23 protein-coding genes are annotated in these 23,585 nt (G+C 65.5%); 15 read left to right on the top strand and 8 right to left on the bottom strand.

Annotated elements, in window-relative coordinates:
• Window positions 1-154: 154 nt before the first annotated feature.
• Window positions 155-1,567 (top strand): WD40/YVTN/BNR-like repeat-containing protein, encoded by a 1,413-nt coding sequence (locus DWB23_RS05095; protein ID WP_121741697.1) that lies wholly within the window; start codon window positions 155-157, stop codon window positions 1,565-1,567.
• A gap of 61 nt (window positions 1,568-1,628) precedes the next feature.
• Window positions 1,629-4,277 (top strand): heavy metal translocating P-type ATPase, encoded by a 2,649-nt coding sequence (locus DWB23_RS05100; RefSeq protein ID WP_121741935.1) that lies wholly within the window; start codon window positions 1,629-1,631, stop codon window positions 4,275-4,277.
• A 153-nt stretch (window positions 4,278-4,430) separates the two neighbouring features.
• Here DWB23_RS05100 and DWB23_RS05105 read toward each other — a convergent pair whose 3' ends face one another.
• Window positions 4,431-5,804: a restriction endonuclease gene (locus DWB23_RS05105; RefSeq protein WP_121741936.1), complete on the bottom strand. Its 1,374-nt coding sequence runs from the start codon at window positions 5,802-5,804 to the stop codon at window positions 4,431-4,433.
• 121 nt (window positions 5,805-5,925) lie between these two features.
• On the opposite strand from DWB23_RS05105, the gene DWB23_RS05110 reads away from it, so the two are divergent.
• Together DWB23_RS05110 and solA are read left to right on the top strand one after the other, a co-directional pair.
• Entirely contained in the window at window positions 5,926-6,330 is a 405-nt protein-coding gene (locus DWB23_RS05110; protein WP_121741698.1) for a hypothetical protein, read from the top strand.
• Between the two features lie 150 nt (window positions 6,331-6,480).
• Entirely contained in the window at window positions 6,481-7,611 is a 1,131-nt protein-coding gene (solA, locus tag DWB23_RS05115) for an N-methyl-L-tryptophan oxidase (RefSeq protein WP_121741699.1), read from the top strand.
• A 62-nt stretch (window positions 7,612-7,673) separates the two neighbouring features.
• Here solA and DWB23_RS05120 read toward each other — a convergent pair whose 3' ends face one another.
• The gene (locus DWB23_RS05120; RefSeq protein WP_121741700.1) at window positions 7,674-8,735 is read right to left on the bottom strand and encodes a zinc-binding metallopeptidase family protein; all 1,062 of its coding nucleotides are present in this window, start codon (window positions 8,733-8,735) and stop codon (window positions 7,674-7,676) included.
• A 98-nt stretch (window positions 8,736-8,833) separates the two neighbouring features.
• On the bottom strand, window positions 8,834-10,804 hold the full coding sequence (locus DWB23_RS05125) for an aconitate hydratase (RefSeq protein ID WP_121741701.1): 1,971 nt from the start codon (window positions 10,802-10,804) through the stop codon (window positions 8,834-8,836).
• A 470-nt stretch (window positions 10,805-11,274) separates the two neighbouring features.
• Here DWB23_RS05125 and DWB23_RS05130 point away from each other — a divergent pair, with 470 nt between their 5' ends.
• The 9 genes from DWB23_RS05130 to DWB23_RS23845 all read left to right on the top strand — a co-directional run bounded on the left by DWB23_RS05130 (window position 11,275) and on the right by DWB23_RS23845 (window position 16,609).
• Complete coding sequence (locus DWB23_RS05130; protein WP_121741702.1) at window positions 11,275-11,757, top strand: deoxyuridine 5'-triphosphate nucleotidohydrolase; 483 nt, start codon at window positions 11,275-11,277, stop codon at window positions 11,755-11,757.
• Window positions 11,758-11,819: 62 nt separating this feature from the next.
• A complete protein-coding gene (locus tag DWB23_RS05135) occupies window positions 11,820-12,374 on the top strand; it encodes a metal-dependent hydrolase (protein ID WP_121741703.1) in 555 nt (184 codons plus the stop codon).
• 163 nt (window positions 12,375-12,537) lie between these two features.
• The gene (locus DWB23_RS05140; protein ID WP_121741704.1) at window positions 12,538-13,002 is read left to right on the top strand and encodes a copper resistance protein CopD; all 465 of its coding nucleotides are present in this window, start codon (window positions 12,538-12,540) and stop codon (window positions 13,000-13,002) included.
• A 113-nt stretch (window positions 13,003-13,115) separates the two neighbouring features.
• Window positions 13,116-13,565, top strand: a complete 450-nt coding sequence (locus tag DWB23_RS05145) for a hypothetical protein (protein ID WP_121741705.1) — start codon at window positions 13,116-13,118, stop codon at window positions 13,563-13,565.
• A gap of 139 nt (window positions 13,566-13,704) precedes the next feature.
• Window positions 13,705-14,604, top strand: coding sequence for a phosphogluconate dehydrogenase (NAD(+)-dependent, decarboxylating) (gene gnd / locus DWB23_RS05150; protein WP_121741706.1), 900 nt, complete (start codon window positions 13,705-13,707; stop codon window positions 14,602-14,604).
• 165 nt (window positions 14,605-14,769) lie between these two features.
• Window positions 14,770-15,081 (top strand): HalOD1 output domain-containing protein, encoded by a 312-nt coding sequence (locus DWB23_RS05155; RefSeq protein WP_162989751.1) that lies wholly within the window; start codon window positions 14,770-14,772, stop codon window positions 15,079-15,081.
• Window positions 15,082-15,159: 78 nt separating this feature from the next.
• The gene (locus DWB23_RS22890) at window positions 15,160-15,318 is read left to right on the top strand and encodes a hypothetical protein (protein ID WP_162989712.1); all 159 of its coding nucleotides are present in this window, start codon (window positions 15,160-15,162) and stop codon (window positions 15,316-15,318) included.
• 210 nt (window positions 15,319-15,528) lie between these two features.
• On the top strand, window positions 15,529-16,041 hold the full coding sequence (locus tag DWB23_RS22895; protein ID WP_162989752.1) for a hypothetical protein: 513 nt from the start codon (window positions 15,529-15,531) through the stop codon (window positions 16,039-16,041).
• A 439-nt stretch (window positions 16,042-16,480) separates the two neighbouring features.
• A complete protein-coding gene (locus DWB23_RS23845) occupies window positions 16,481-16,609 on the top strand; it encodes a hypothetical protein (protein ID WP_338067801.1) in 129 nt (42 codons plus the stop codon).
• A gap of 588 nt (window positions 16,610-17,197) precedes the next feature.
• On the opposite strand, the gene DWB23_RS05175 is transcribed toward DWB23_RS23845, so the two are convergent.
• The gene (locus tag DWB23_RS05175) at window positions 17,198-18,439 is read right to left on the bottom strand and encodes a hypothetical protein (RefSeq protein WP_121741709.1); all 1,242 of its coding nucleotides are present in this window, start codon (window positions 18,437-18,439) and stop codon (window positions 17,198-17,200) included.
• 149 nt (window positions 18,440-18,588) lie between these two features.
• Complete coding sequence (locus tag DWB23_RS05180; RefSeq protein ID WP_121741710.1) at window positions 18,589-18,774, bottom strand: hypothetical protein; 186 nt, start codon at window positions 18,772-18,774, stop codon at window positions 18,589-18,591.
• Window positions 18,775-18,880: 106 nt separating this feature from the next.
• Here DWB23_RS05180 and DWB23_RS05185 point away from each other — a divergent pair, with 106 nt between their 5' ends.
• The gene (locus DWB23_RS05185; RefSeq protein ID WP_121741711.1) at window positions 18,881-19,282 is read left to right on the top strand and encodes a thiol-disulfide oxidoreductase DCC family protein; all 402 of its coding nucleotides are present in this window, start codon (window positions 18,881-18,883) and stop codon (window positions 19,280-19,282) included.
• A gap of 31 nt (window positions 19,283-19,313) precedes the next feature.
• Here the strand turns inward: DWB23_RS05185 and DWB23_RS05190 are convergent, their stop codons facing one another.
• From DWB23_RS05190 to DWB23_RS05200, 3 genes are all read right to left on the bottom strand, one after another.
• Window positions 19,314-20,804, bottom strand: a complete 1,491-nt coding sequence (locus DWB23_RS05190; RefSeq protein ID WP_121741712.1) for a lipase maturation factor family protein — start codon at window positions 20,802-20,804, stop codon at window positions 19,314-19,316.
• Window positions 20,805-20,898: 94 nt separating this feature from the next.
• On the bottom strand, window positions 20,899-22,065 hold the full coding sequence (locus DWB23_RS05195; protein WP_121741938.1) for a zinc-dependent alcohol dehydrogenase: 1,167 nt from the start codon (window positions 22,063-22,065) through the stop codon (window positions 20,899-20,901).
• 11 nt (window positions 22,066-22,076) lie between these two features.
• Window positions 22,077-22,805 (bottom strand): SRPBCC family protein, encoded by a 729-nt coding sequence (locus tag DWB23_RS05200; RefSeq protein ID WP_121741713.1) that lies wholly within the window; start codon window positions 22,803-22,805, stop codon window positions 22,077-22,079.
• A 353-nt stretch (window positions 22,806-23,158) separates the two neighbouring features.
• Between DWB23_RS05200 and DWB23_RS05205 the strand changes: the two genes are divergently transcribed.
• Entirely contained in the window at window positions 23,159-23,524 is a 366-nt protein-coding gene (locus tag DWB23_RS05205; RefSeq protein WP_121741714.1) for a hypothetical protein, read from the top strand.
• The last annotated feature ends 61 nt before the right edge of the window (window positions 23,525-23,585 follow it).

Raw genomic sequence — 23,585 nt, forward strand, 5'->3', positions numbered from 1 at the left:
AACGGGTGAACGCCCCGTTCGCCACCGTTCCATCGGTCGTCTCGACGGAGTGCGTTCGCCTGCAGTGAACTTTTGCCCGCCGATCCGATACGGTGTACTCGAGTCGCGATCGTGCCGCCCGCACCGGTCGCTCGCAGAAATCACAGATACGACGATGAGTACCACCACCGCTCGCGACGACACGAACGGATTCGTTCGCTTCTTTCGCAACTACACGAAGACGTGGATCCACGCCGTCGCGACGGCCGGGCTGACGGCGTTCGGGACGCTTACGATCGTCCACCGCTGGTTCGCCGCCCTCGCACTCGCATCGTACGCCGTCCCGCCCGTCGTGTTGTATCTTCGACGCGGGCGGGCACGACCGCGCGACGAGACGCCCTCGAGCAGCGGGTCCGAGCCCTCGAGCGAAGACGGGCGGGAACGAAAGAGCGGAGCGGAACGCGCCGGATCAGAAGCGGAGGCCGACTCAGTCACGACGCCGGGTGCATCCGAGAGCCCAACGGCCTCGACCGCATCCCCAAGCGCGACGACGGCGGAGACGCCCGGTTCCGAGTCGCAGAAGACGACGGCGGAGCGCTCGATCGAGCGCCAAACCGGCGCGAAGACGCTCGAGAACGCCGGATCGGCGGCCGGCGACGAGCGCGGCGAGCCGCGAGAGGAGACGGCGACTGCATCCACGGACGCCGGCATATCGTGGCACTCCGTCGATGCATCCGCTGACGCGACGTTACGCGACGTAACCGTTCCGGCGACGGGCGGGGTCTACGCGGTCGGTGACGGCGGTACCGTCCTCGCCGGCGACGGCGCCGACGAGTGGTCGGTCGTTCTCGAGGACGGGCCGGCGGCCCGGGGAAACGACCTCCGCGGGGCCGACGCGACGGTCGACGGCGACGCGGTGTGGGTCGCGGGCGACAGCGGCTCGCTGGGCCGCATCGACGTCGAGACCGGACGCCACACGGACTACACGGCCCCGGAGGACGTCACCAACAACTGGCTCGGCGTCGCCGTCGGCGGCGGAAGCGACGCGGAGACGGTCCTCCTGATAACCGGCTCCGGGGCGATCCTCCGCGGACGGTATCGCGACGGTGCGCTCGAGTGGGTCGGTCCCGACAAGCCGGGCGGCGGCTCGAGTCTGAGCGGCGTCGCGCTCGCCGACGACGGCGTCGGCTACTGCTGTGACACCAACGACGGCATCTTCGAGACGACCGACGGCGGCGAGTCGTTCGAGCGGATCGGGCTCGAGAGCGCCGACGGGACGCTCACCGATATCGCGACGACGGGGCGCGAAGACTGCCTGGTGAGCGCCGACGACGGCGTCGTCCACCGCCACGATGGGGCGACGTGGACCCCCGAACGCGTCGCCGACGGCTCGCTGAACGGGATCGCTCGCCGCGGAGAGCGAACGGTCGTCTGTACCGGCGACGGCACGGTTTGCGAGCGAGCGACGCCGACGGCCGACTGGGAGCAGTTCGACGCCGACGCATCCGGCGCGCTCCTGGCGGTCTCGACCGGCCCCGACCGCTCGGTCGCGGTCGGAGAGCGCGGAGCCATCGTCGAACGAAGGTAACGGAACGGACGGCCCACCGTCGGTCACTGTTATGGCGCTCGAGGATGGAGCTACTCGCGTGGTGAGCGACCGCGAAACCAAACGCAACCGCTGTCAACTGTGCGGGACGGCGTACGGCGGGACGGCGAAGTCGGGTTCACGGCTCGAGGAGCCGTTCTGTTCGCCCGGCTGTCGCGAGATCGATCGAGTGCTCGACGATCCCGACCGCGAGAGCGAACGTGCCGACAGCGGCGGTAGCGGCGGAAACGACGACAGCAGCAAAAGTGAAAGGGGCAGCGGTAGCGGAGAAAGCGACGGCAGCGGCGGCAGCGACGACAGTGATGGAAACGGTGACGCGAACCCCGTCGTTGCCCCCGAGGGTCGCAACGGCCCGAGCGAGGATCGCGAGCGCACGTTCTTCCGAATCGACGGCATGCACTCGGCGCTCTGTGAGTCCTACCTCGAATCGATCGCCGAGAACCAACGCGGCGTCTCGGCCGCGGCGGCGAGCTACGTCACGGAGACGGTCCGGGTCGATCACGATCCCGATCGCATCTCGGCGACGGCCCTCGAGGACGCCCTGAGCACGACCGGTTACACGGCGTATCGACGGAAGGCGGCCACGGAGAGGGGGGATACTAACGATGCGACGACCGACGCAAGTACCACTCACCGGTCACGAGAGATGCGGGGCATGCGAAAGCGCCGCTCGGAGACCGTCCTCGAGTTGCGCTACATCATCGGGGTCGTCTTCGGTTCGTTCCTGCTGGTTCCGTACGCGACGGTGTTTTACCCGGTCTACCTCTCGGAAGTGTCCGACTACTGGCTGTTCGAGACCTACGGGGAGGCGTTCGCGAGTTTCGACGGCCTCCTGTTTCTGCCGGCGTTCCTCGTGACGACCGGGATCGTCCTCTACCTGACCGGGATGCCGATCCTGCGCGGCGCGTACGTGAGTCTGAAACTCCGGCAGCCGAGTACGCACCTGCTCGCGGCGTTCACGATCGTCGCCGCCTACTGCTACGGAACGGTCGCCTTCGCCGTCGGTCGACCGGAGATCTACTACGACCTGACGATCCTCGTCGCCGCGACCGTGATGGCCGCGGTCTTCTACGAGGCGACGGTCAAGCGCACGGCGTTGAACCGACTGACCGACCTCACGGTTTCGCAGGTCGGGACGGCCCGCATCCTCGAGTCCGACGGAACGACGCGCGAGCGTCCGGTCGAGGACGTCGCGGCCGACGACCGCCTGCTCGTTCGCGCTGGCGAGCGAATCCCGGTCGACGGCCACCTCGCAGAAGGGGAGTGTACCGTCGACGAGGCGGTCGTGACCGGCGAGTCCCTCCCCGTCTCGAAAAGCGCGGGAGACGCGGTGATTGGCGGATCGATCGTGACCGACGACGCCGCGGTCGTCGCCGTCGGCGATCGGACGACGAGCAGTATCGATCAGCTCACGCGCACCGTCTGGAATCTCCAGAGCGCCACCCACGGCGTCCAGCACCGGGCCGACGCGCTCGCTGCGATGGCGCTCCCCTTCGTTATCGGTGCTGTCGCCGTCGTCGGCCTGGGCAGCCTCCTGCTGGGCGCGAGCGCGACTGCCGCGGCGATGGCCGCGCTCCTGACGCTCGTCGTCGCGAGTCCGTGGGCGTTCGGGCTCGCAACCCCGTGTTCGATCGCCTCGAGCATCCGCGACGCCCTCGATGCCGGGATCGTCGTTTTCGACGAGAGTGTCTTCGAGCGGCTCCGAACCGTCGACGTCGTCGTCTTCGACAAGACCGGGACGCTGACGACCGGCGAGATGACCGTCCTCGAAGCGGACGCGCCGCCGGACCTCTTACGAGCGGCGGGGGCGATAGAGCGGCGCGCGTCGCACCCGGCGGCGGCAGCAATCGCGGACGCCTTCGCCGACGATAGCGACGGAAGCGACGGAACCGAGTCGGCGCGAACCGACGGCGGGGTCGCCGACGAAAACGCGGACGAGGAGCCTGGGGCCGGCGCGGTGCGGGAGTTCGAGCGCCACGCCACCGGCGTCGAGGGGCTCGTCGACGGACGGCGGATCCTCGTCGGCCATCCCGACTGCTTTCGGGAACGTGGGTGGACGCTCGAGGACGACCTCGAGTCGCGGGTCGCGGACGCGCGAGAATCCGGACTGCTCCCCGTCGTCGTCGGTCGGGACGGGCGCGCGGAGGGACTCGCCGTCGTCGGCGACGAAACGCGCGACGAGTGGGCGGAGACCGTGACGGCGTTGGACGAGAGCGGCGTCGACGTCGTGGTACTCACCGGAGACGACGACGCGGCGGCGACTCGGTTCCGCCAGCATCCGGGCGTCGAACGCGTCTTCGCGGACGTCCCGCCCGCCGGAAAGACGGCGGCGATCCGACGGCTCCGCGCCGAGAACCGCGTGGCGATGGTCGGCGACGGGACGAACGACGCCCCCGCCCTCGCCGCGGCGGACCTGGGCATCTCGCTGGGCAGCGGGACGGCTCTCGCCGCCGACGCGGCCGATCTCGCGATCGTCGAGGACGACCTGGCCGCGGTCGAGCGGGCGTTCGCGCTGGCGCGTGCCGCCCACGGTCGCGTCGTCCAGAACCTCGGGCTGGCGCTCGTCTACAACGCGATCGTGATCCCCGCCGCGCTGGCGGGGCTGTTGAATCCGCTGGTGACGACCGTCGCGCTGGTCGCCAGCGGCGTGTTGATCGTCGGGAACTCCTCGAGGGCGCTGCTCGAGGCGTAGTCGGCTTCCGTGAGGAACAGACGGCGACGACAGAGTTCGTAGAGACGGTCGCATCTGGGATTTCGCACGTTGCCTTCGTAATGGGTACAGCCGATCCGCGAACCCGATGGTCCGCGGTCCGGTCTCGCCAGCAGCGTCCGAACCCGGTACAGCCTACACCAGTCCGGCCGAACTCGCGGCGAAAATCGCCACGGAAAGCGCCACTAACAGCACACAGACGGCGGTCCCGATGGCCAGTGGCACGTTCTCCGTCGCCTTCTCGTGGATTGGCATCTCGGCGTACTCCTCGCGGAAGGCCTCGAGGTTCGCCTCGTCGTAGAAGTACTTGGTATCGAACGCGAATTGCCCGGTCACCGCACAGTCGGTACAGACGGGTTCGCCCTCGAGGCGCTCCGTTTCGATGTGATCGTCGCAGTTGATGCTGCCGCAGTTGTCGCAGTACGTGTAGTTCGCGCTCGCTCCGTTCGTATCGCAGTGAACGCACTGGCGGAGTTCGTTCGTCGTGGTCGACCGCGAGGGGCCGGCAGCGTAGTACGCGTACTGATAGTCGTACTCTCCGAGCGGAAGCCGGGACCGGACGTGGGGCACGTAGACGGGATCGATCGACCAGATCGAGACGTCCGATCGCTTCGGCGTGCACGTCTTCTCGTAGTCGACGTGGTTGCCGCCCGTGTACTGGACCGTCGTCGTGTGAACCTGCTGAAGCCGATCGATGGCCCACTGCTTGTAGGTCGTCTCGGTCCGGCCGAACCGCGCGCGCGTGACGTCGTCGAAGGTGCCCTCGATATCGCCGGCCTCGAGATCGATCCGGGGTGCCGACGGGTTCGCGACGAGGTCTCTGACGTCACCGGTCGCGATCCGCGGCGAGTCGCCGTCGGCGCGGATCACGAGGTCGTTCGACTCGTCGACCTGGTGGACGACGCCGACGGTCGTCTCGAACGTCGCGCTCGTCTTCGTGTGGACGGTCACCATCGGCTCGAGGGAGACGGTCGTCTCGGGCGTCGGAATCGTCGCGGCCTCGAGATTTTCGATCTCGTGTGCGGCCTCGAAGACGGGCGCGTCCCGGCCGGCGGTCGGGTGAGTCGGTCGAAGCGCCTCTTCACAGAGGATCTCGATCCGGCCGTTGTAGAGGTCCATGCCGATCTCACCGCTGATCTCTCTGATGTCTTTCCCGTCTATGAGTTCGACGCCGCCGTCCCGTCTGGTTCCCAGACCCCGCGCGTACTCTCGGGCGGGGTCGGTAAAGCGTCCGGACGTTACCACCAGTCCTCGAACCGGCCCGTCGTAGTCGTAGGTCTCGACCGCCGAGTGCAGCTTCTGGATCACCGGTCGGCCCACGGTCTCCGTGTGCTTGCACTCGACGACGATCGCCCGCCGTCGACCGTCGACGACCTCTTCCATCAAGATGTCCCGCCCTTCGTCGGCCGTTCGCCTCGATTGGCGGACGCTCTCGTAGCCGAGGTTTCGAAACACGTCCTCCATGAGATCCTCGAACTCGTAGCCCGAGAGATCGTCGAGTATCGCCATCGCGTTCACGAAGTATAGACAGTCCATCATTGATAGCGTTTCGCCCTCGGTCTCGTCGTCGAGTATCGGTACCGGTTGCCACACCTGAAACGTCTTTTAGCGTGTCCGTGGTTCGACGGCTATGACGAGTGATCCGGACGACCTCGAGTTGACCGACGCCGAAGCGAAAGCTCTCCACGAGATGCAACTCGGCACCGAGCACCTCCACCGCGCCTACGGCAGTCTGCTCGAGTTCCACCACGAACTCGGCCACGCGATGGATCGGATGAGCGACGCCGAGGACGCCCTCCGCGAGGCCGACCACGACGAGTGGGCCGACGCCCTCCGCGACGATCACCTCCCCGCTGGCGCGGTCAGCGACCAGTGGACCTTCGAACTCGTCGAGGAGTTCTCGACCGAGTTCCTCGAGGAGGTCGACGACTTCGAGACCGAGGTCAGAGACGAGTTGGCCGACGGCATCGACCACGTGACCGAGCGTCGACAGAAGCGACGGCTCCGCGAACGCAGCGACGACGCCGACGACTGATACGGACGGGTCGGTCGGACAAGGCGGACGTCGAACCCGTCCCATCGCGCGGGAGACGATCGGACAAACCGATCGAGAAGCCGGACGACCGACGACGTGACGGTCGCCAGTATGCCAACTGTTTTCGCTACCCCCGTTGCAGCGCCACCTATGACCGATCGATACGACGCGATCGTCGTCGGCGTCGGCGGAATGGGCAGCGCGGCGGTCGCTCACCTCGCCGATCGAAGCGCGGACGTTCTCGGCCTCGAGCGCTACGACGTACCCCACGGCTACGGCTCCTCGCACGGCAGCACCCGGATCTTCCGACTGGCTTACTACGAGGGGAGCGCCTACGTCCCGCTCCTCCGACGGGCGGACGAACTGTGGCGGGACCTCGAGGTCGACCACGACCGGAAACTGCTGTACAGAACCGGGTCGATCGACGCCGGCCCCGCCGACGACCCCCTCGTGGAGCGCTCGAGGGAGTCCTGCGCGGAACACGACCTCGAGTACGAACGGCTCTCGAGTGCGGAACTCTCGGAACGGTATCCCGGGTACGACCTTCCCGAGGGGTACGAGGCGATCTACCAGCCCGACGGCGGCTTCCTCGTACCGGAACAGTGTATCGTCGCACACGTCGACCGCGCCCACCGTGCGGGAGCGACGATCCGCGCGAGAGAGCGCGTCGTCGACTGGCGGCCCACGGCCGACGGCGGCGTCCGGGTCGAGACGGACTACGACGCGTACGAGGCGGACAGGCTGGTGATCACGGCGGGTGCCTGGGCGGCCCGGTTCGTCGATGCGCTCGAGGGAATCGCCGTTCCCGAACGACAGGTGCTCGCGTGGCTCCAGCCCCGCGTGCCCGAACACTTCGAGCCCGACCGATTCCCGGTCTGGAACCTGCAGGTCCCCGAGGGCCGATACTACGGCTTCCCCGTCCACGACGTTCCGGGGTTCAAGTTCGGTCGCTATCACCACCGCGAGGAGACGGTCGATCCCGACGCTTTCGAGCGCGAACCGACGCAGGCGGACGAGCGACTGCTCCGCGAGTTCGCCGAGGGGTACTTCCCCGAGGGGGCCGGTCCGACGATGGGCCTGCAGACCTGCCTCTTTACGAACACGCCGGACGGTCACTTCGTCCTCGACACGCTGCCCGACCACCCGCAGGTGACCGTCGCCGCCGGCTTCTCCGGTCACGGCTTCAAGTTCGCCAGCGTGATCGGCGAGATCGCGGCCGACCTCGCACTCGAGGGCGAAACGACCCACCCGATCGAGCAGTTCTCGATCGATCGCTTCTGAAAGCGGAGCACCGGCGTTGCACCTCGCGTTCGCGACGCTCGCCGTCCCGTATCGACGAGTGGTCAGATGTCGACGGCGAACGGCTCGAACTCGCCTGCGCGACTCGCGAAGTCGCCGAGCAACGTCGCGACGGCCTCGAGATCGTCGGTGTCGATCACCTCGACGGGGGTGTGCATGTACCGGTTGGGCACGCTGACCACCTGCGAGGGGATCCCGCCGGCCGCGGTGAAGAAGCCGTCGGCGTCCGTGCCCGTCCCGAGGCCCAGCGCTTCGACCTGTACGTCGATCTCGCCATCATCGGCGACCGAGCGGAGCGCCTCGAAGAGCGTCGGGTGGTTCGTACTCCCCCGTCCCAGGGCCGGCCCTTCGCCGAGTTCCATCCGACTCGTCTTCTCGCTCGGTGCCGAGGGGTAGTCGATCGCGTGACCGACGTCGACGACGACCACGGCGTCGGGCTCTAAGTCGAATCCGACCATCTGCGCCCCTTTGACGCCGACTTCCTCCTGGACGGTCGAGACGGCGTAGACGGTCGCCTCGGTGCCGTCCTCGACCGCGTTGCGAAACCCCTCGGCGGCGGCCCACGTCCCGACGCGGTTGTCGAGCCCGCGGGCGGCCAGCCGCGTCTCGGAGAGCCAGGAGACCGTCGACGAGAACGTGATCGGATCGCCGACCTCGAGGCGTTCGTTCGCCTCCTCCTCGTCTTCGGCCCCGACGTCGATCCAGAGGTCAGAGATGTCGGTATCGCCGTCGTCGTCCTCGCGGAGGTGGATCGCGGTCTGCCCGATCACGCCCTCGACGGGGCCGTCCGCGGCGTGGATCGTGACGTGTTGACCCTGCGAAACCGACGGGTCGCTGCCGCCGATGCGTCCCGGTCTGACGAATCCGTTCTCGTCGATCGATCTGACGATGAATCCGATCTCGTCGGCGTGGCCGGTGAGGACCACTTCGGGCGCGTCGGGATCACCCTCGTGGACGGCGATGGCGTTCCCGTAGGCGTCCGTCCGAACGTCGTCCGCGAACCGTTCGACGTAGTCGAGCCAGACGCGCTGACCACGCGTTTCGTAGCCCGACGGCGAGGGCGTCTCGAGCAGTTCGACGAGGAAGTCACGCGACGGAGATTCCATAGCCGATCTGTACGGCCGGTGGATAAATAGTATCGGCTACGGAGTGTTCGTCGGAGCGAAAAAATCGAATTGGCGTCTCGGTTCGGCGAGCGAGCCGATCAGTCGTCGGCGGGCGTCGCTCCGCTGCCGCCTTCGGCCTGCTCTTTCGTCCACGCGAGCTTGCCGCCGGCAGCGAGGATTGCGCGCTCGCGTTCGGAGGCGTCCAGCGTCGCGGTGTACTCCTCGTCGCCGACGCGGACGGTGAACTCCTCCTGTCCGCTCGTGACGGCGTCGTAGACGTCGTCGACGATCTCGATTTCGTCGCCCTGATCGATGTTCTCGTAGGTGTCCTCGTCGATCGTCAGCGGGACGATCCCGAAGTTAAAGAGGTTCGCGCGGTGGATCCGGGCGAAGCTCTGTGCGAGGACGCCCTCGATGCCCAGATACATCGGACAGAGGGCGGCGTGTTCTCGCGAGGAGCCCTGGCCGTAGTTCTCGCCCGCGACGAGGAATCCGCCGTCGGCCTCGAGGGCGCGCTGGGCGAAGGTGTCGTCGACGCGCGAGAGGGTGAACTCGGAGAGTTTGGGGACGTTCGACCGGTACATCAGGATGTCCTGGGTCGCCGGGATGATGTGATCGGTCGTGATGTTGTCCTCCATCTTCAGGAGCGCCTCGCCGGAGATGTCCGAATCCAGCTGGTCTTTCAGCGGGACGTCGCCGATGTTCGGCCCCTTGATGAGTTCGTCGTCGACGGCCTCGTCGGGGGCGATGAGGTCCGTCTTGGAGCCGTCGTACTCGTCGGGGAGTTCGACGCCGGGGGCCTCGAGATCGTCGAGTTCGTCGGCGAGGTTCCGTGGGTCGATGATTTCGCCCTTGAGCGACGCGGCGGCGGCGACCTCCGGCGAACAGAGATAGACGTTGTCGTCTTCGATTCCGGAGCGACCCTCGAAGTTGCGGTTGAACGTTCGCAGCGAGACGGAATCGGAGGACGGGACGTGACCGATACCGATACACGCACCGCAGGTCGCCTCGGAGAAGTTGACGCCGGCGGCCATCATCTCCGCGACCCAGCCCTCGCGGGCGAGCATTTCACTCGCTTGTTTGGAGCCGGGGGCGACGATCGTCTCGGTCTCCATCGAGGTCTCGCGACCCTCGAGCATCTTGGCGACGGGGAGGATGTCCTCGTAGCCGCCGTTGGTACAGGAGCCGACGATGACCTGCTCGACGGACTCGCCTTCGACTTCGCTGACGGGAACGACCTTGTCCGGCATCGAGGGCTGGGCGATCAGCGGCTCGAGGTCGGAGAGGTCGACGACGATTTCGTCGTCGTAGTCGGCGTCGTCGTCGGGCTGGAGTTCGACGTACTCGTCGCCGCGGCCGACGCGCTCTAGGTAATCCTCGGTCTGGTGGTCGGTCGGGAAGATCGAGGTGGTCGCGCCGAGTTCCGTGCCCATGTTGGTGATCGTCATGCGCTCGGGTGCGGTGAGCGTCTCGACACCCGGACCCGTGTACTCGAGGATCTTGCCGACGCCGCCTTTGACGGAGAGGCGACGGAGCAGCTCCAAGATGACGTCCTTCGCGGTGGCCCACTCGGGGAGTTCGCCCTCGAGGCGAACGCTGACGATCTCGGGCATCTCGATGTAGTAGGGTGCGCCGCCCATGGCGACGGTGACGTCGATCCCGCCGGAGCCGATGGCGAGTTCGCCGATCCCGCCGGGGGTCGGCGTGTGGCTGTCCGAACCCAGCAGGGTCTTGCCGGGTGCGGCGAAGTTTTCGCGGTGAACGTTGTGACAGATACCGTTGCCGGGGCGAGAGAAATGTGCGCCGTATGTGCCGGCTGCAGAGCGGAGGAAACGGTGGTCGTCGGTGTTCTTAAAGTCGAACTGGTAGGTCTGGTGATCGCAGTACTGGGCTGCGATCTCGGTCTGGACCTCGTCCAGTCCCATCGCTTCGAACTGGAGCCAAACCATGGTCCCAGTCGTGTCCTGAGTAAGCACCTGGTCGATCTCGATACCGATCTCCTCGCCGGTTTCGAGTTCGCCCTCGACGAGGTGATCGTCAAGAATCTTCTCGGTGAGTGTTTGTCCCATAGCACACAGAACTCGGCTTTCCGGCGTGATAAATCCAGCGTGTTTCCATAGGATCGACCATGTAGAATCTTCCCAGGATGGTATTTTTCACGTAATTATTGCCGAGTGGTTGGGCATACGTGAGAAGAAATATGTTGGTTTGAGTGATGTTGCCGTCGTCCGTCGAGACGCTCACCCGGTCGTTTGGCGTCTTACCCGATCACGTCCGAGGAACTGGTAAGTTCAAAGACGTTCATGATTTGATCGGTACACTTCACGGTCGACAGCCCGGCTGTCGGGTCCGACACAGGTAACCGGTCGGCAAGGAAGTCGTCTTCGACGCCGGTGCCTCGACGGCGAGCGGCGAAATCGCCGAACACCGGAGGTTACGCCAGACAAAGGGAAGGGACGGCTCGGCACCCCTGTAGTCGACGTTCGTCTATCGGGGAGAAATCGAAACGCACTCACCAGTAAGCCTTCTTGCTGTTCGTATGTTCCGTTCCGGTGCGTTCGTCGCCGAGCACGTCTCGCCGACGACCGACGAGCAGATCCAGCCCAACGGCGTCGATCTCACCCTCGACGTCGTCTTCGAGCAACTCGAGCCGGGTCGCATCGGTCGAGACGGCAAAGAGGTCGGCGACCGCGTCGCCCGCCCGCTCGAGGAACTCGAGAAGAAAGATCCCGACACCTACTACCTGCCCGAGGGGATTTACGTTGCCAGATACGGCGAGCAGATTCGGATCCCCGAGGGACACATCGGCTTCGTCTATCCCCGCTCGTCGCTGATGCGCAACTCGTGTATGTTGAACACGGCGGTCTGGGACGCCGGCTACGAGGGGCGCGGCGAAGGACTGTTGCAGGTTCACCACGACATCGAAATCGCACGCGGTGCTCGGATCGCTCAGTTGGTCTTCGCCGAAGCCGATCACGAGGACGTCTACGAGGGCAGCTATCAGGGCGAGAACCTCGAGTAGGCCGTCCGTGGACCGCCGGTTCGCGTACCCTTTTCCCGCTCCCGGTGGAGCGTTTCGTACCGATGATGGCGACCACGCACGTCTTCGCCGGGCTCGCCGTCGTCGCTCCCGTCGCGTATCAGGTCCCCGAATTCGCACTGTCGCTCGCGGTCGGTGCGATCCTCGGCGGGTTCGCGCCGGATTTCGACCTCGTGCTCGTCCATCGACGAACGTTCCACTACCCGATCGGCGGGCTCGCGGTCGCCGTTCCGGCCGTCGCGATTGCGATCGAATTCCCCTCGAGCGTCACGACAGCGCTCGCGGCGTTCGCCGTCGCCGCGTGGCTTCACGCCGCCAGCGACGCGATCGGCGGCGGTCCCGAGATGGACCCGTGGAACGACCGGAGCGAGCGGGCGGTGTACGACCACGTCCGCGGACGGTGGATCCGGCCCCGACGCTGGATCCGGTACGACGGTGCACCCGAGGATGCCGCCCTCGCCGTCGCGCTCGCCGTCCCCGCACTGGTCGTCTTCGGGGGGTGGATTCGCACCGTCGTGCTCGGCGGCGTCACCCTGTCGCTCGCCTACGCCCTGTTCCGGCGACGACTGGTGGCGTGGGTTCCCGACTGGCTCGAGTGACTGATCGTACGGCGTCGTCTCGCTGTATCGGAACGCCGTTATCCCCAGCGCGAGCGTTCGTGCTCGAGTTCGTTCCCGCTCGGACGTGGAAACCGCGAACGGGGGGCGGCGGAGACGGCCGCGAGTCGGAACGCTGATACACCCACTCGCCGAGCAACTCGGTATGGTTGATACGTTCCTCGCCCAGACGATTCACCTCGTATTCGCCGCGATCTGGGCTGGAAGCGTCTTCTACGTCACGTTCGTCATCTTGCCGCTTGCCAGGGACGGTGCGTTCAACACGACGAAACCCCTCGAGGTCATCTCGGGAAAGCTTACGACGATTTCCCGCGTGAGCGCCCTCGTCTTGCTCGCCTCGGGCGGCCATCTCGCCGGAACGCGATACACCTCCGAGAGCCTCTTCAACACGACCAACGGGCACCTCGTGCTCGGGATGGTCGCACTCTGGGCGGTTCTGGCCGGACTCATCGAGATCGGCGGAAAGCAACTCGAGGCGGGGCTCAACGGCAAGAAATTACGCGAACCGGCGAGCGATGTCCTGTCGCTCTATCGGGCGGCATCGGTCGTCGCCATCGCCTTGCTCGTGGTCGGTGGGATGATCACGACGAACGTGACGCGACTCGTGTAGGGACGTAGAAGGAGGTAACTCAGCCGAACGTCGAGATTGTTTTTCGGAAACAAACGTATTAGAAAGAAACATTCTTGCGAAAGATACTTAGTCAGTTACTGTAACGTACTCCCATGATGATCAGGGGTAGAGAGATGGCGCTGTCGTTGCTCGCCGTCGGAACGGCTGCAGTCGCCGGCTACATGCTTCAACAGGGCCAACGGACCGACTGCCCGTCGCGATCGAAGGCGGACCTCGGTGCCCGAATCGTCGGCCACGACGGGATCCCAGCAGGGGCAACCATCGTCGACAGCAGTTCGCAACGACTGGACGAGATCCCCAGCGCCCGACGCGCGCTCGACCGCGCCGTTCAGAACGACGCCCGCGACGAGTGGGAACACGTCACCCTCGAGCACGAGGGAGCCTGGTCCGTCGTCGACGCCGTTCGCGGCTCACTGCCGTACCACAACGGGGCGGGTCGCGAGTACAACGGCGTCTACGTCCGTCACAGGGGGCGAATCGTCGTGCTCGATGCGATCGGCTGGGCGCGACTCGAGGAGCCGATCCACTCGAGTAACAACTGAAACGAGTTACGCACCGATCGCATCGTCCGCGCTCCTCGCTCAGGTCTATCAGTGCGGCCACCGGTCGGTTTCGACGGCGGCTCGCGACCGCGGCCTCCAAATCACAACCACTACCTCACACCCCCGCAGAGTGACTCCCATGCAAGTGGGCGTAATCGGACTCGGACGCATGGGACAGATCGTCGTCGATCGCGCGCTCGAAGCGGGCCACGACGTCGTCGCCTTCGACCTCGAGCCGGAAGCCGTCGCGACGGCCGCCGACGCGGGTGCCGAGCCGGCCGATTCGATCGCGGATCTGGTGGACCGACTCGGGACGGAAAAACGCATCTGGCTCATGGTGCCCGCGGGCGGAGCCGTCGACGCGACGCTCGAGGAACTCGAGGGTCACCTGACCGACGACGATATCGTCGTCGACGGCGGGAACTCCTACTTCGAGGACTCCGTTCGGCGGGCGGAAACCTGTGCTGCAGCCTATCTCGACTGCGGGACCTCGGGCGGCCCCGCGGGCGCGGAACTCGGCTTTTCGCTCATGGTCGGCGGCCCCGAGTGGGCCTACGACGAGCTCGCACCCGTCTTCGATGCCGTCGCAACCGGCCCTGACGGCCACGAGCGAATGGGGCCTGCGGGCTCGGGCCACTACGTGAAGATGATCCACAACGGGGTCGAGTACGCGCTGATGCAGACCTACGGCGAGGGATTCGAACTGCTCCACGAGGGCCGGTACGACCTCGACCTGGAGAACGTGGCGTCGGTCTGGAACAACGGGGCGGTGATTCGCTCGTGGCTGCTCGAGCTCTGCGAGGAAGCCTTCCGCGAGGAAGGGGCGGACCTCGGCGACGTCGCGGATCGCATCGAAGGCGGTTCGACTGGGACCTGGACCGTTCAGGAGGCTCTCGAACAGGAGGTCCCGCTCCCGCTGATCTACACGGCGCTCTCCGAGCGCTTCGGCTCGCGGGCCGACGACGGCCGGTTCTCGCGGCGACTGGCGAACCGACTCCGGTACGGCTTCGGTCGACACGAAGTCCCGCGACGGGAGTAACGCGGGGCTCTCGAGGGGGAGGGCGCTACCGAAATCACCCCACTGGAATCCGACGAGACGCTACTCACGTCAACATCACACGCGATCAAACTGTGATTTTGCCTGGTGAACCCGGGTCGAAATATTGGGTTATTTTCTTTACTCCCGGTCCCAACAGCAGTAGTGATGAACGCATCCCGTTCGACGACAGTAGCGATGACCGACGACCAGCAACCAAGTATGGCCGTCGTCGATCTCATCGCTCAGGTAGACGGAATCGATCCGCTCGACCTCGAGCCGCTCTATCACGCCGTCGATCCCGAACATCTCGACACGCTCTGTACGTCCAGCGCCGGTTTTTCGACGCTCGAGTTCGTATACGCGGACCACACGGTCACCGTCGAACGATCCGACGACGGACTCGAGATTTCGCTCGAGCCGGTGACGATCGGCGGCGATAGCTCCCACGGCGTCGCCGATAGCGGCCCATCGGCGTAATCATCGCAGTAGCAGAACGCCCGCCGAGTGGTGTGCCATCGTGTCCGAAGACCCGTCTGCAATTTCGGTCGACGAGCCGTGCTTCTCTACAGTGACAGCGTCCTCGACCTCGAGGGCTACGAGGAGTTTTCGCGACTCGAGGGTGAGGAACTGACGTTGCCTACCGCCGACGAGCAGCGGCCGCACGCGACGTTCCTCGCTGCACACCGAGGGATGCACGGGTTCGAATCGGTGTGAGGATCGCCGTCCTGCGTGGGTAATAGGAACCTCCGTAGGGTGAACCGAAACCGCCGTTTTAACAAGCGCGATCAGTACTGATCTGGTACTGCACCGGTTCTTGTGATCTTCTCGAGGCACTCGAGGTCGACAACACGGCCCGCGAGTTCGTCACACTGGTCGCGAAGGGGACCGAGTGCTCAACGGCCAGTGCTGTGGTCGTTACTCATCGTGATCACCCTGTTCTCGGATGTTCCGTTCGTCGTTCCGATAATTATCAGCTCGTTCGTCGTTGTCCACTTGACTGTCATCAGTCTGTTCGTTACAATCGCATTCGTCGTCACTTCGTTCGCTATCAGGTTTGTCGGTATTCGGACCGTCCCGCTTACATTGGCGTTTCCGTTCGTGCTCGAAGGCCCCCGGAGCCGGACCGGAGTACGTCGTTACGATCGATCCCTGACGGTCGGTGGAGGGAATACCGTGTTCGGAATTCTCCGGTGGCCGGTAAGGGATCGACGACGCCGGGCCAAACAATGCGAGCCCAGCGTGGCTTACCTCCGCTCTGACCTCGCGGATATGTCGCGCGGCTTTCTGCCGGGTCTCGTCGTCGACATCCGCGAGTTCGGTGGTCGTGACTTGCTGGATGTCCACGAGCAGCGTGCGCGTGAGATGGTCGATCGATTCGAGTCGCTCGCGGATGGGTCGGGTTGGTCTTCCGCCGTCGGTGCGAACTCGAGTGATTGATGTCGATGCTCCAGATCGGTCGAGGCTTTCAAGATTCCGTGAATCGTCGGTGAACATGGCTTCCGTACCAGAGTTACGGGAGCTGCTGCGGCTCGGTGCCACTACACCGGACCGCTTTTTCCGCGTGGTCAGTCCGTAGACGGACCCGCGTGTCGTTCCCGTGTTACACAGAGCTGTTTGCAGACATTTTAAACCTAGCTACAGCATTGTTTGTAAAAAAACTATATTGTTTCTCCATAACACCCAATGAAAATAGTCAAACGGGGAGAGAACATCTTCGGAACAGATGCGCCCGAGGTTGGCAGACTGGATGACGCCGGTCGATAGGGATATCCTCGAGTTGCTCACTAACGAGGGTGGGCCACACGAACTCGTTCTGTCGCCCCGGATTATCGCAGAGAACACCGATTGGAGCCGTCAAACTGTTCGAGACCATCTGATGACGCTTCGAGATCGTCGTCTCGTTGAATACCATGATGAAAGCGGCGGGATCTATCGGCTCTCCGATCGCGGTCGGTCGTATCTCGAGGGCGAACTCGATGTCGCCGAACTCGAGGACGAGGAGTAGACTGCAACGTGGGAGAGTTAGCCACAGCAGTCTAAGCGTGTGGTATTAGGCTTCGCCCGTGGCGGTATTCGTCGAAACCGAAGAATGCAGCAGTTATCGGACGGCTAGCAACAAAACCGATCGCTCGGCTCTCGGACCATCCAGCCGACTCTGATTTTGACGCACCGAGGCGTGTGGCGAAGACCGACCAGATGGCTGGAGACGAGTGTCAGAACGGACGGCCAACCGAATCCAGAGAGACTCGAGGACTCACTCTGAGCCGTCGGCCCGCGCTATAAGTGCAGTTGTAACACTGTACTGGCGAGAGTGAGCGTGCTGCTCACACTGGCGGCGATGAATCACCACACCCTCCCCAGCCGATTCGTCCGCTCGCGGGCTCACGGCGACGCCGTTCGCGTCCGCGGCGCTACGCGCCGCGCTCTCGCTCATTCATCTCTCGCGCGGTATCGTACGATCGTTCCTCGCTATCGCTCGGACACGATCGACAGCGCACGCCACCGCCCGAAGATCGACCGGAACGATACGTAGACTCCCTCGACTCGCCTTCGAGAAACCGAAGCTCTCACCGACGGAGATAGCAGAGCCGGGTCAAACCGGCTCCCGAAGCGCCCAGACGTCCTCGAGCGGCTCGAGCCGATTCGGCTCTCGCCCTCGCTCAGTGAGAATCCCGGTGTGGTACAGCATGGCCTTGAGCTGAAACACCGTCGGCGAGTGGTAGACGTGTCCGTCCTCGAGCGCCTCGCGCCGAAGCGCCCCGTCTTCGGTCAACACCCGGCTCCGAACGTCGTCGTCGCCGCGGACGAACAACTCGATCGCGAACGTCGGATGCAGCGTGTGCAGGTGCTCGAGCAAGTCCACGAGCGACGGCTCGGGCAGCCAGTCGTCGTGCATGGTCTGGAGTTCGGTCACGAGCAACTCCGTCGCCGGATACTCGAACACCACCCGCCGCGCCAACTGGCCCCACGCCGGCGCGACCTCGACGAAGCGTCTCGAGGATCGGTACCAGTCCTCGAACTCGGACAGCGCCGCCTCGACGGAGCCACAGCGCGCTTTCGCGAAGCGAACTACCTCCTGGCCGAGCGACGTCAACTCGACGCTGACACCGTCTTCGATCAGCCCCAGGAACGTAGCGCCCCGTCTGGCCTCCGCGACCGCGTTGACGACCTCGTACTCGGACAGCAGCGTGTCGGTATCGCCCGCAGCGGTGTGAGCCAGCGGGTAGCCGAGGTAGTTCTTCGGATGGTTCAGACTGAAGGACGCGTCCGCGACCCCCTGCGCCCCGGCCTGAAATCGCAACGCCGTGGCGTCGCTCGAGGTCCGATTGCCCACGACCCGCGGGACTTCGAGCACCGCGACCTCCCCCGCACCGTCCACGCCGAGGACGCCGACGTTCAACTCCCGCGCCAGCGTCCGATCGGTTTCGGTGATCGCAGCTATCGGTGCGGCGAAGTACGCCGCGTTGGCCTCGTGGAGCCGGTCGTACGCCTGGACGATCCCGAGTTGGGTATCGACACCGCCGCTGGTCTCCCCTTTCGCCTCGATGGCGATCAGCGGCGGCTCGTCGCCCAGCCGTTCGACGGCGAGCAGGTCCGACTCGAGCGCACGCACGCCGACCAGATCCGGATAGCCGCCGCCGATCTGGACGTGGTTAAACGGCGCGAGAACGTCGCGAACAGCCGGCTCGACGGGACGGCCGGGGAGCCACTCCGCTTTCGAGAACTGGGTGTCGGACACGACGTACGACGGCCCATCGTCCTCGTCGCTCGGAAAGAGCCGCCGCTTGGTGTGGGCCAGCACCTGCGGTTCCGAGAGCCGCGCCGCGCTACTCATGGCTCTCGATTAGTCACGACCACCAATAACCTTCTGGCAGTCCGACGGGTCGCTTCTCACCGCACGGTTGTCGGCCCGTCGAGCCACGCCGGGCGGGACCGAAGAACGACCTGACTTTCGTGGGTTCGCTGTCCGCCGAGAGAGCGCCCTCACAGCGACAGCGCGCTCGCCTCGAGTTCGCTGAAAATCCCCGCGGTCAGCATCCCGGTCCCGAGAACTGCGAGTGCGATTCCGACGATCCAGAGCATCGATCCCCGTTCGAACAGCGCCGCGAGCCAGAGCGCGACGACGAGGACGACGCCGCCGGCGACGATCAACCGGACGAACCGCTCCATAGGGTCGGCTTCGACGTCCCGGATCAAGTATCCCGCCCTCCCGCTCCCTTCGACACCCCGACGATGTCGAGTCAGGCGTTAGTGTCTCGAGCCCGTACGCCCATCCATGACCCAGCCAACGCTCGTCTACGACGACGACTGCGGCTTCTGTACGTGGTGGGCCGACTACTTCGACGAGCGGACGAACGTCCGCATCGTCGGCTTCAGCGACCTGCCCGACCATCCCGACCTCCGCGAGCGACTGCCCGAGTACTACGAGGAGTGCTCGCATTTCGTAACCGACGACCGCGTCTACTCCTGTGGCGCGTCGATCGAGGAGGCGCTGCGCCGCTACGACCGCGACGGCCCCGTGCGCGAGGGGATCGACTTCCTCCGGAATTTCGAGGACTACGAGCGCGTCCGCGAATGGGGGTATCGCCGCGTCGCTGACAACCGCGACAAGTGGGGCCAAATCATGTCGAAGACGCCGCCGGCGCGCCGAGACCGACAGTCGGATCAGGATCGGTGAGCCACAACCGGGCGTCCCCACGACATCAGCGTTACAGCCCCGGACCGCGAATCCGCAAGTCCTCGGGCGTCACCGGCTCGACGTACGTCCTCACCCGCTCTCGACGCCACCAGTCCCCGGTCTCGGCTCGCTCTTCGGGCGTCGTGTACCGGTACCGGTACCGAGTCGCCCGAACGTGCGTTGGCCCCTCCTCCCGCCCGGCGAACGGGTCCTCGGCCAGCAGGCCGCGTATCGACTCGTCTCCCTCGAGCAACGTCGCCAGAAATCGCGGAAACCAGGGGTGTCGACGCGGCGTCGGTGCCATGGCGGCGAACCACAGCTGCCAGTCCAAGCGCAGGTGATACAGCGCGATCTGTGGCGGCCGCCGCCCGGGATCGGTCGGCTTCCCTTTGAACCGATACGCCTCCCAATCGGTCTCCTCGTCGATCCGCCCGTCCGTCGTCCCTTCGATCACGATTTCGTAGCGATCCCGCGTCACCGAACCGAACGCACCGTAGGTGTTCACCAGGTGTAGCGGATCGAAGGCGGTGTTCATGGTCTGGCTCTCCGAGAGCATGTTCGCGACCGGGCGGACGCTCATGGCGATCACGATCACCGCGACCACGACCGCCGCCCCCTCGAGATACAGCGGCGTGGCTACCGGGTCCGGCGACGAAACCGGCAGTACGGCCTCGATCGCGGAGACGGGAAGTACGGCCTCGAGGACGCCGTCGCTGAACGTCGCGATCGCGAGGACGATCGTCAGCGCGTTCAGCCAGGCGAAGTTCCCGGTGAGCATCAGCCAGCCCATGAAGCCGATCGTCGCCGCACCCGCCAGCGCTGATGCAGGTTGTGGCGCGAAGTACAGAAACGAAACCGCGAGTTCGACGACGTGGTTCCCGAACGTCTCGACGCGGTGAAAGCGATCCGATCGGTGGTGGACGTACCAGCTCAGGGGGTTGGGAATCGGCTGCGTCTCGTAGTGGTAGTTCATACACGAGAGATCGCGCCAGCACGCATCCCCGCGGAGTTTGATCAGGCCCGCACCGAACATGTTCCGAAATAGCACCCACTGCAGGAGCAAGAAGACGATCGCGGGCGGCGATACCGCGCCGGCACCCAGAAAAATCGCGAGGAAGCCGGTCTCGAGGAGCATCGACTCCCAGCCGTAGCCGTAGAAGGTCTGGCCAGCGTTGACGAAGGAGAGGTACAGGAACCACATCGCAGCCCACAGCACCATCGAGACCGGCGTCGGATACGGCTCCGGGAGCCAGTACGGAACGCCCGCCAGCGCGAGTGTCGACAGTCCGACTCCCGTCCACGCGCAGATCCCGATCGCCCGGTCGCTCGGGACGAAGTAGAAGAGACTCGGCCGCTCGCGAACGGACCCGCCCTCGGCGTACCACTCGAGGGGCAACAGGCCGTCCTCGCCGGCCAGCGGACGGAACTGAAACGCCGCGACGAGAAACGCCAGCAGAAATAAGAGCGCGAGCCCTCGCTGGAAGAGGAAGCGAACGAGCCAGAACTCCTCGCCGTGGAACATACCCGTGTTTCATCCGCGAAGAGCCAAAGGGCTGATGCGTTCCGAAGCGGCGAACAGTGATCCGAGCGGACGGTCACGTCTCGAGACGACCGCCCTAGGGCGTCAACATCACTTTGATGCACTCGTCGTCCTTCTCGTTGAACGTCTCGTACAGGTCCGGTCCGTCCTCGAGATCGGCCCGATGAGTGAGGATGAACGACGGGTCGATCTCGCCGTCCTCGATCGTTTCTAAGAGCGGATCGAGGTAGCGCTGCATGTGCGTCTGTCCCGTCTTCACCGTCAGGGCTTTGTTCATCACCGATCCGAAGGGGATGTTCGTCCGCCCGAGATAGACGCCGGGGACCGAGAGCGTGCCGCCCTTCCGGCAGCACTTGATCGCCTCTCGAAGCACGTACGGCCGATCGTCCTGCAGTTTCAGCCCCGTTTTCACCCGATCGGACATCCCGTCGAGACCCGTGCCGTGGGCCTCGGTTCCGACCGCGTCGATGCACCGGTCGGGCCCGCGACCGCCGGTCATCGCCATTAGCCGATCGTAAACGTCCTCGTTCTCGTAGTCGATGGTTTCCGAATCGCCGTGCGAGCGGGCCATTTCCAGTCGTTCTTGAACGCGGTCGATGGCGACTACGCGGCCGGCCCCGAGCATCCAGGCGCTCTGGATGGCGAACTGTCCGACCGGGCCGCAGCCCCAGACCGCGACGGTGTCCTCCTCCTCGATATCGGCGTTCTCGGCGGCCATGTACCCCGTCGGGAAGACGTCGGAGAGGAAGAGCACCTGCTCGTCGGGCAGGCCGGAGTCGACGTTGATCGGCCCGACGTCGGCGTAGGGGACCCGGAGGTACTCCGCCTGCCCGCCGGCGTAGCCGCCCAGCATGTGCGAGTAGCCGAATAGGCCGGCCGGCGAGTGCCCCATCATCTTGCGAGCCATCTCGGCGTTCGGGTTCGAGTTGTCACAGAGCGAGTACTGCTCGGTCTCGCAGAACCAACACGAGCCACAACTGATCGTAAAGGGCACGACGACGCGATCGCCCCGTTCCAGCGTCTCGACCTCGCTGCCGACCTCGACGACCTCGCCCATCGGCTCGTGGCCGAGCACGTCGCCCTCCCGCATCGACGGCATCTTGCCGTTATAGAGGTGGAGGTCGGAGCCACAGATCGCGGTGGCCGTGATCTCGACGATCGCGTCGGTCGGATTGACGATCTCGGGTTTCGGAACCTCGTCGACGCGGACGTCCTTCTCGCCGTGCCAGGTGAGCGCTCGCATCGATTCGTCGCTCACAGCAGATCACCCCGGCCGCGGGCCGACGGGTTCCCTTCGGTCGTCGGGATCTCCCCCGTCTCGGCGAGGCTCTTGAATCGGTCGAGTACGCCGCCGACGAGCGACTCGGGAACGACGTCGAGTTTCTCGATCACCGCGGTGCCGAGCGAACCACCCGGCGGAGCGAAGCCGACCTCGAGCGTCACTTCGGTCCCCCGGTCACCCGGGGCCGGCCGAAAGGACATCGACCAGCCGTCGATCAACGCCGTCCCGTCCGCCGGTTCCCAGCGGAGGCGGTCGCCGGGGCGATCCTCCACGAGGCGGGTTTCCCACGACAGGCGCTGATCGGGCGACTCGTGGACGGTCCAGCGGTGGCGATCCGCCTCGAGCGCGGTAACGTCCGCGAACGGACCGACGAGGCGATTCAGGTTCGCCGCGTCGCGGGCGAACTCCGACAGTTCGTCCGCCGGTTTACCGATCGTGATCGACTCCGCGACCGTCTCCGCGCCGGTGGAGCCCTCGGAACGGGCGCCGACGGCTCGGTAGGCCATCCAGCCGCCGACGAGCGCGATCGCCGCCCCGCCGAGCGAGCGCCGTCCGAGGCCGAACGCCACGAGCGCGCCGCCGACCGCGCCAGCGCCGATCCGTTTCCACCGAGAGAGATCGGAGTCCGACCTCGAGAGCGCCGGGTCCCGCGTCCGATCCGACCATTCGTCAGCCGCCGTATCGAGCGAGTAACTGAACATGAATTATCGTCCTGGGGCGGTACGACGCGCGGTTGTGCGAGCGGTCACGATCGTATCGAGCGACGCGCATCGGGAGTGGTCGCGCCCAGCCGTTCGATCGCGGTGACGCTCGTCGATCGGTCCATCGTCCACCCCGTGGAAACCGGGACTCAGTTCTGACATACAGTACCAATCCTCGTCCGTACTCGAGGCGAAATATCGGCTTAGAGACCCGGGCTGAAAGTGAAGGCACGCCACCCGGAGCGACTGCACTCGGAACGGTAGTTACCCGTCGTGACCCGACCGGGCCGGACACACCGACGACGGACCGACCCCACCACAGCATTATCCCGCTCAGGCCCGTGTCTCACTGTATGGCAGATACGAAAAAAGGCCGGAACAAGAAATCCCGTAACGTAGAGGACCGCCAGCGGGAACGGGAGGTCGCGGAGGCGCGCGACCGCGACGACGAAGCCGAACCGCCACAGGATGCGGCGGACGAGGCGCAGTACGAAGCGGACGAATCGTGTCACCGCCGAGGGTGCAGCGAGCAGGCGGCGTTCGTCGTCGTCGAACGATACCAGGAGGAAACCGGGAAAGGTGCCGTCGAGGCGACGGCAACCCTGTGCCGAGAGCACACCGCCGAGGAGAGTCCCGCGAACCTCGAGGGCGTCTACGCGGACTATCTGTTTCGCGTCGAGGCGCTTCCTGGGACGGGCGACACGGAGCCGGAGCACTGACCCTGCTGCCCCGTTCTCCGTCGTCCGCTCGGGTTCGCTGACCGCGATGGCTCGCCAGCTA

Origin of the sequence: Natronorubrum halophilum, from assembly GCF_003670115.1 — an archaeon.
Taxonomy (GTDB): domain Archaea; phylum Halobacteriota; class Halobacteria; order Halobacteriales; family Natrialbaceae; genus Natronorubrum; species Natronorubrum halophilum.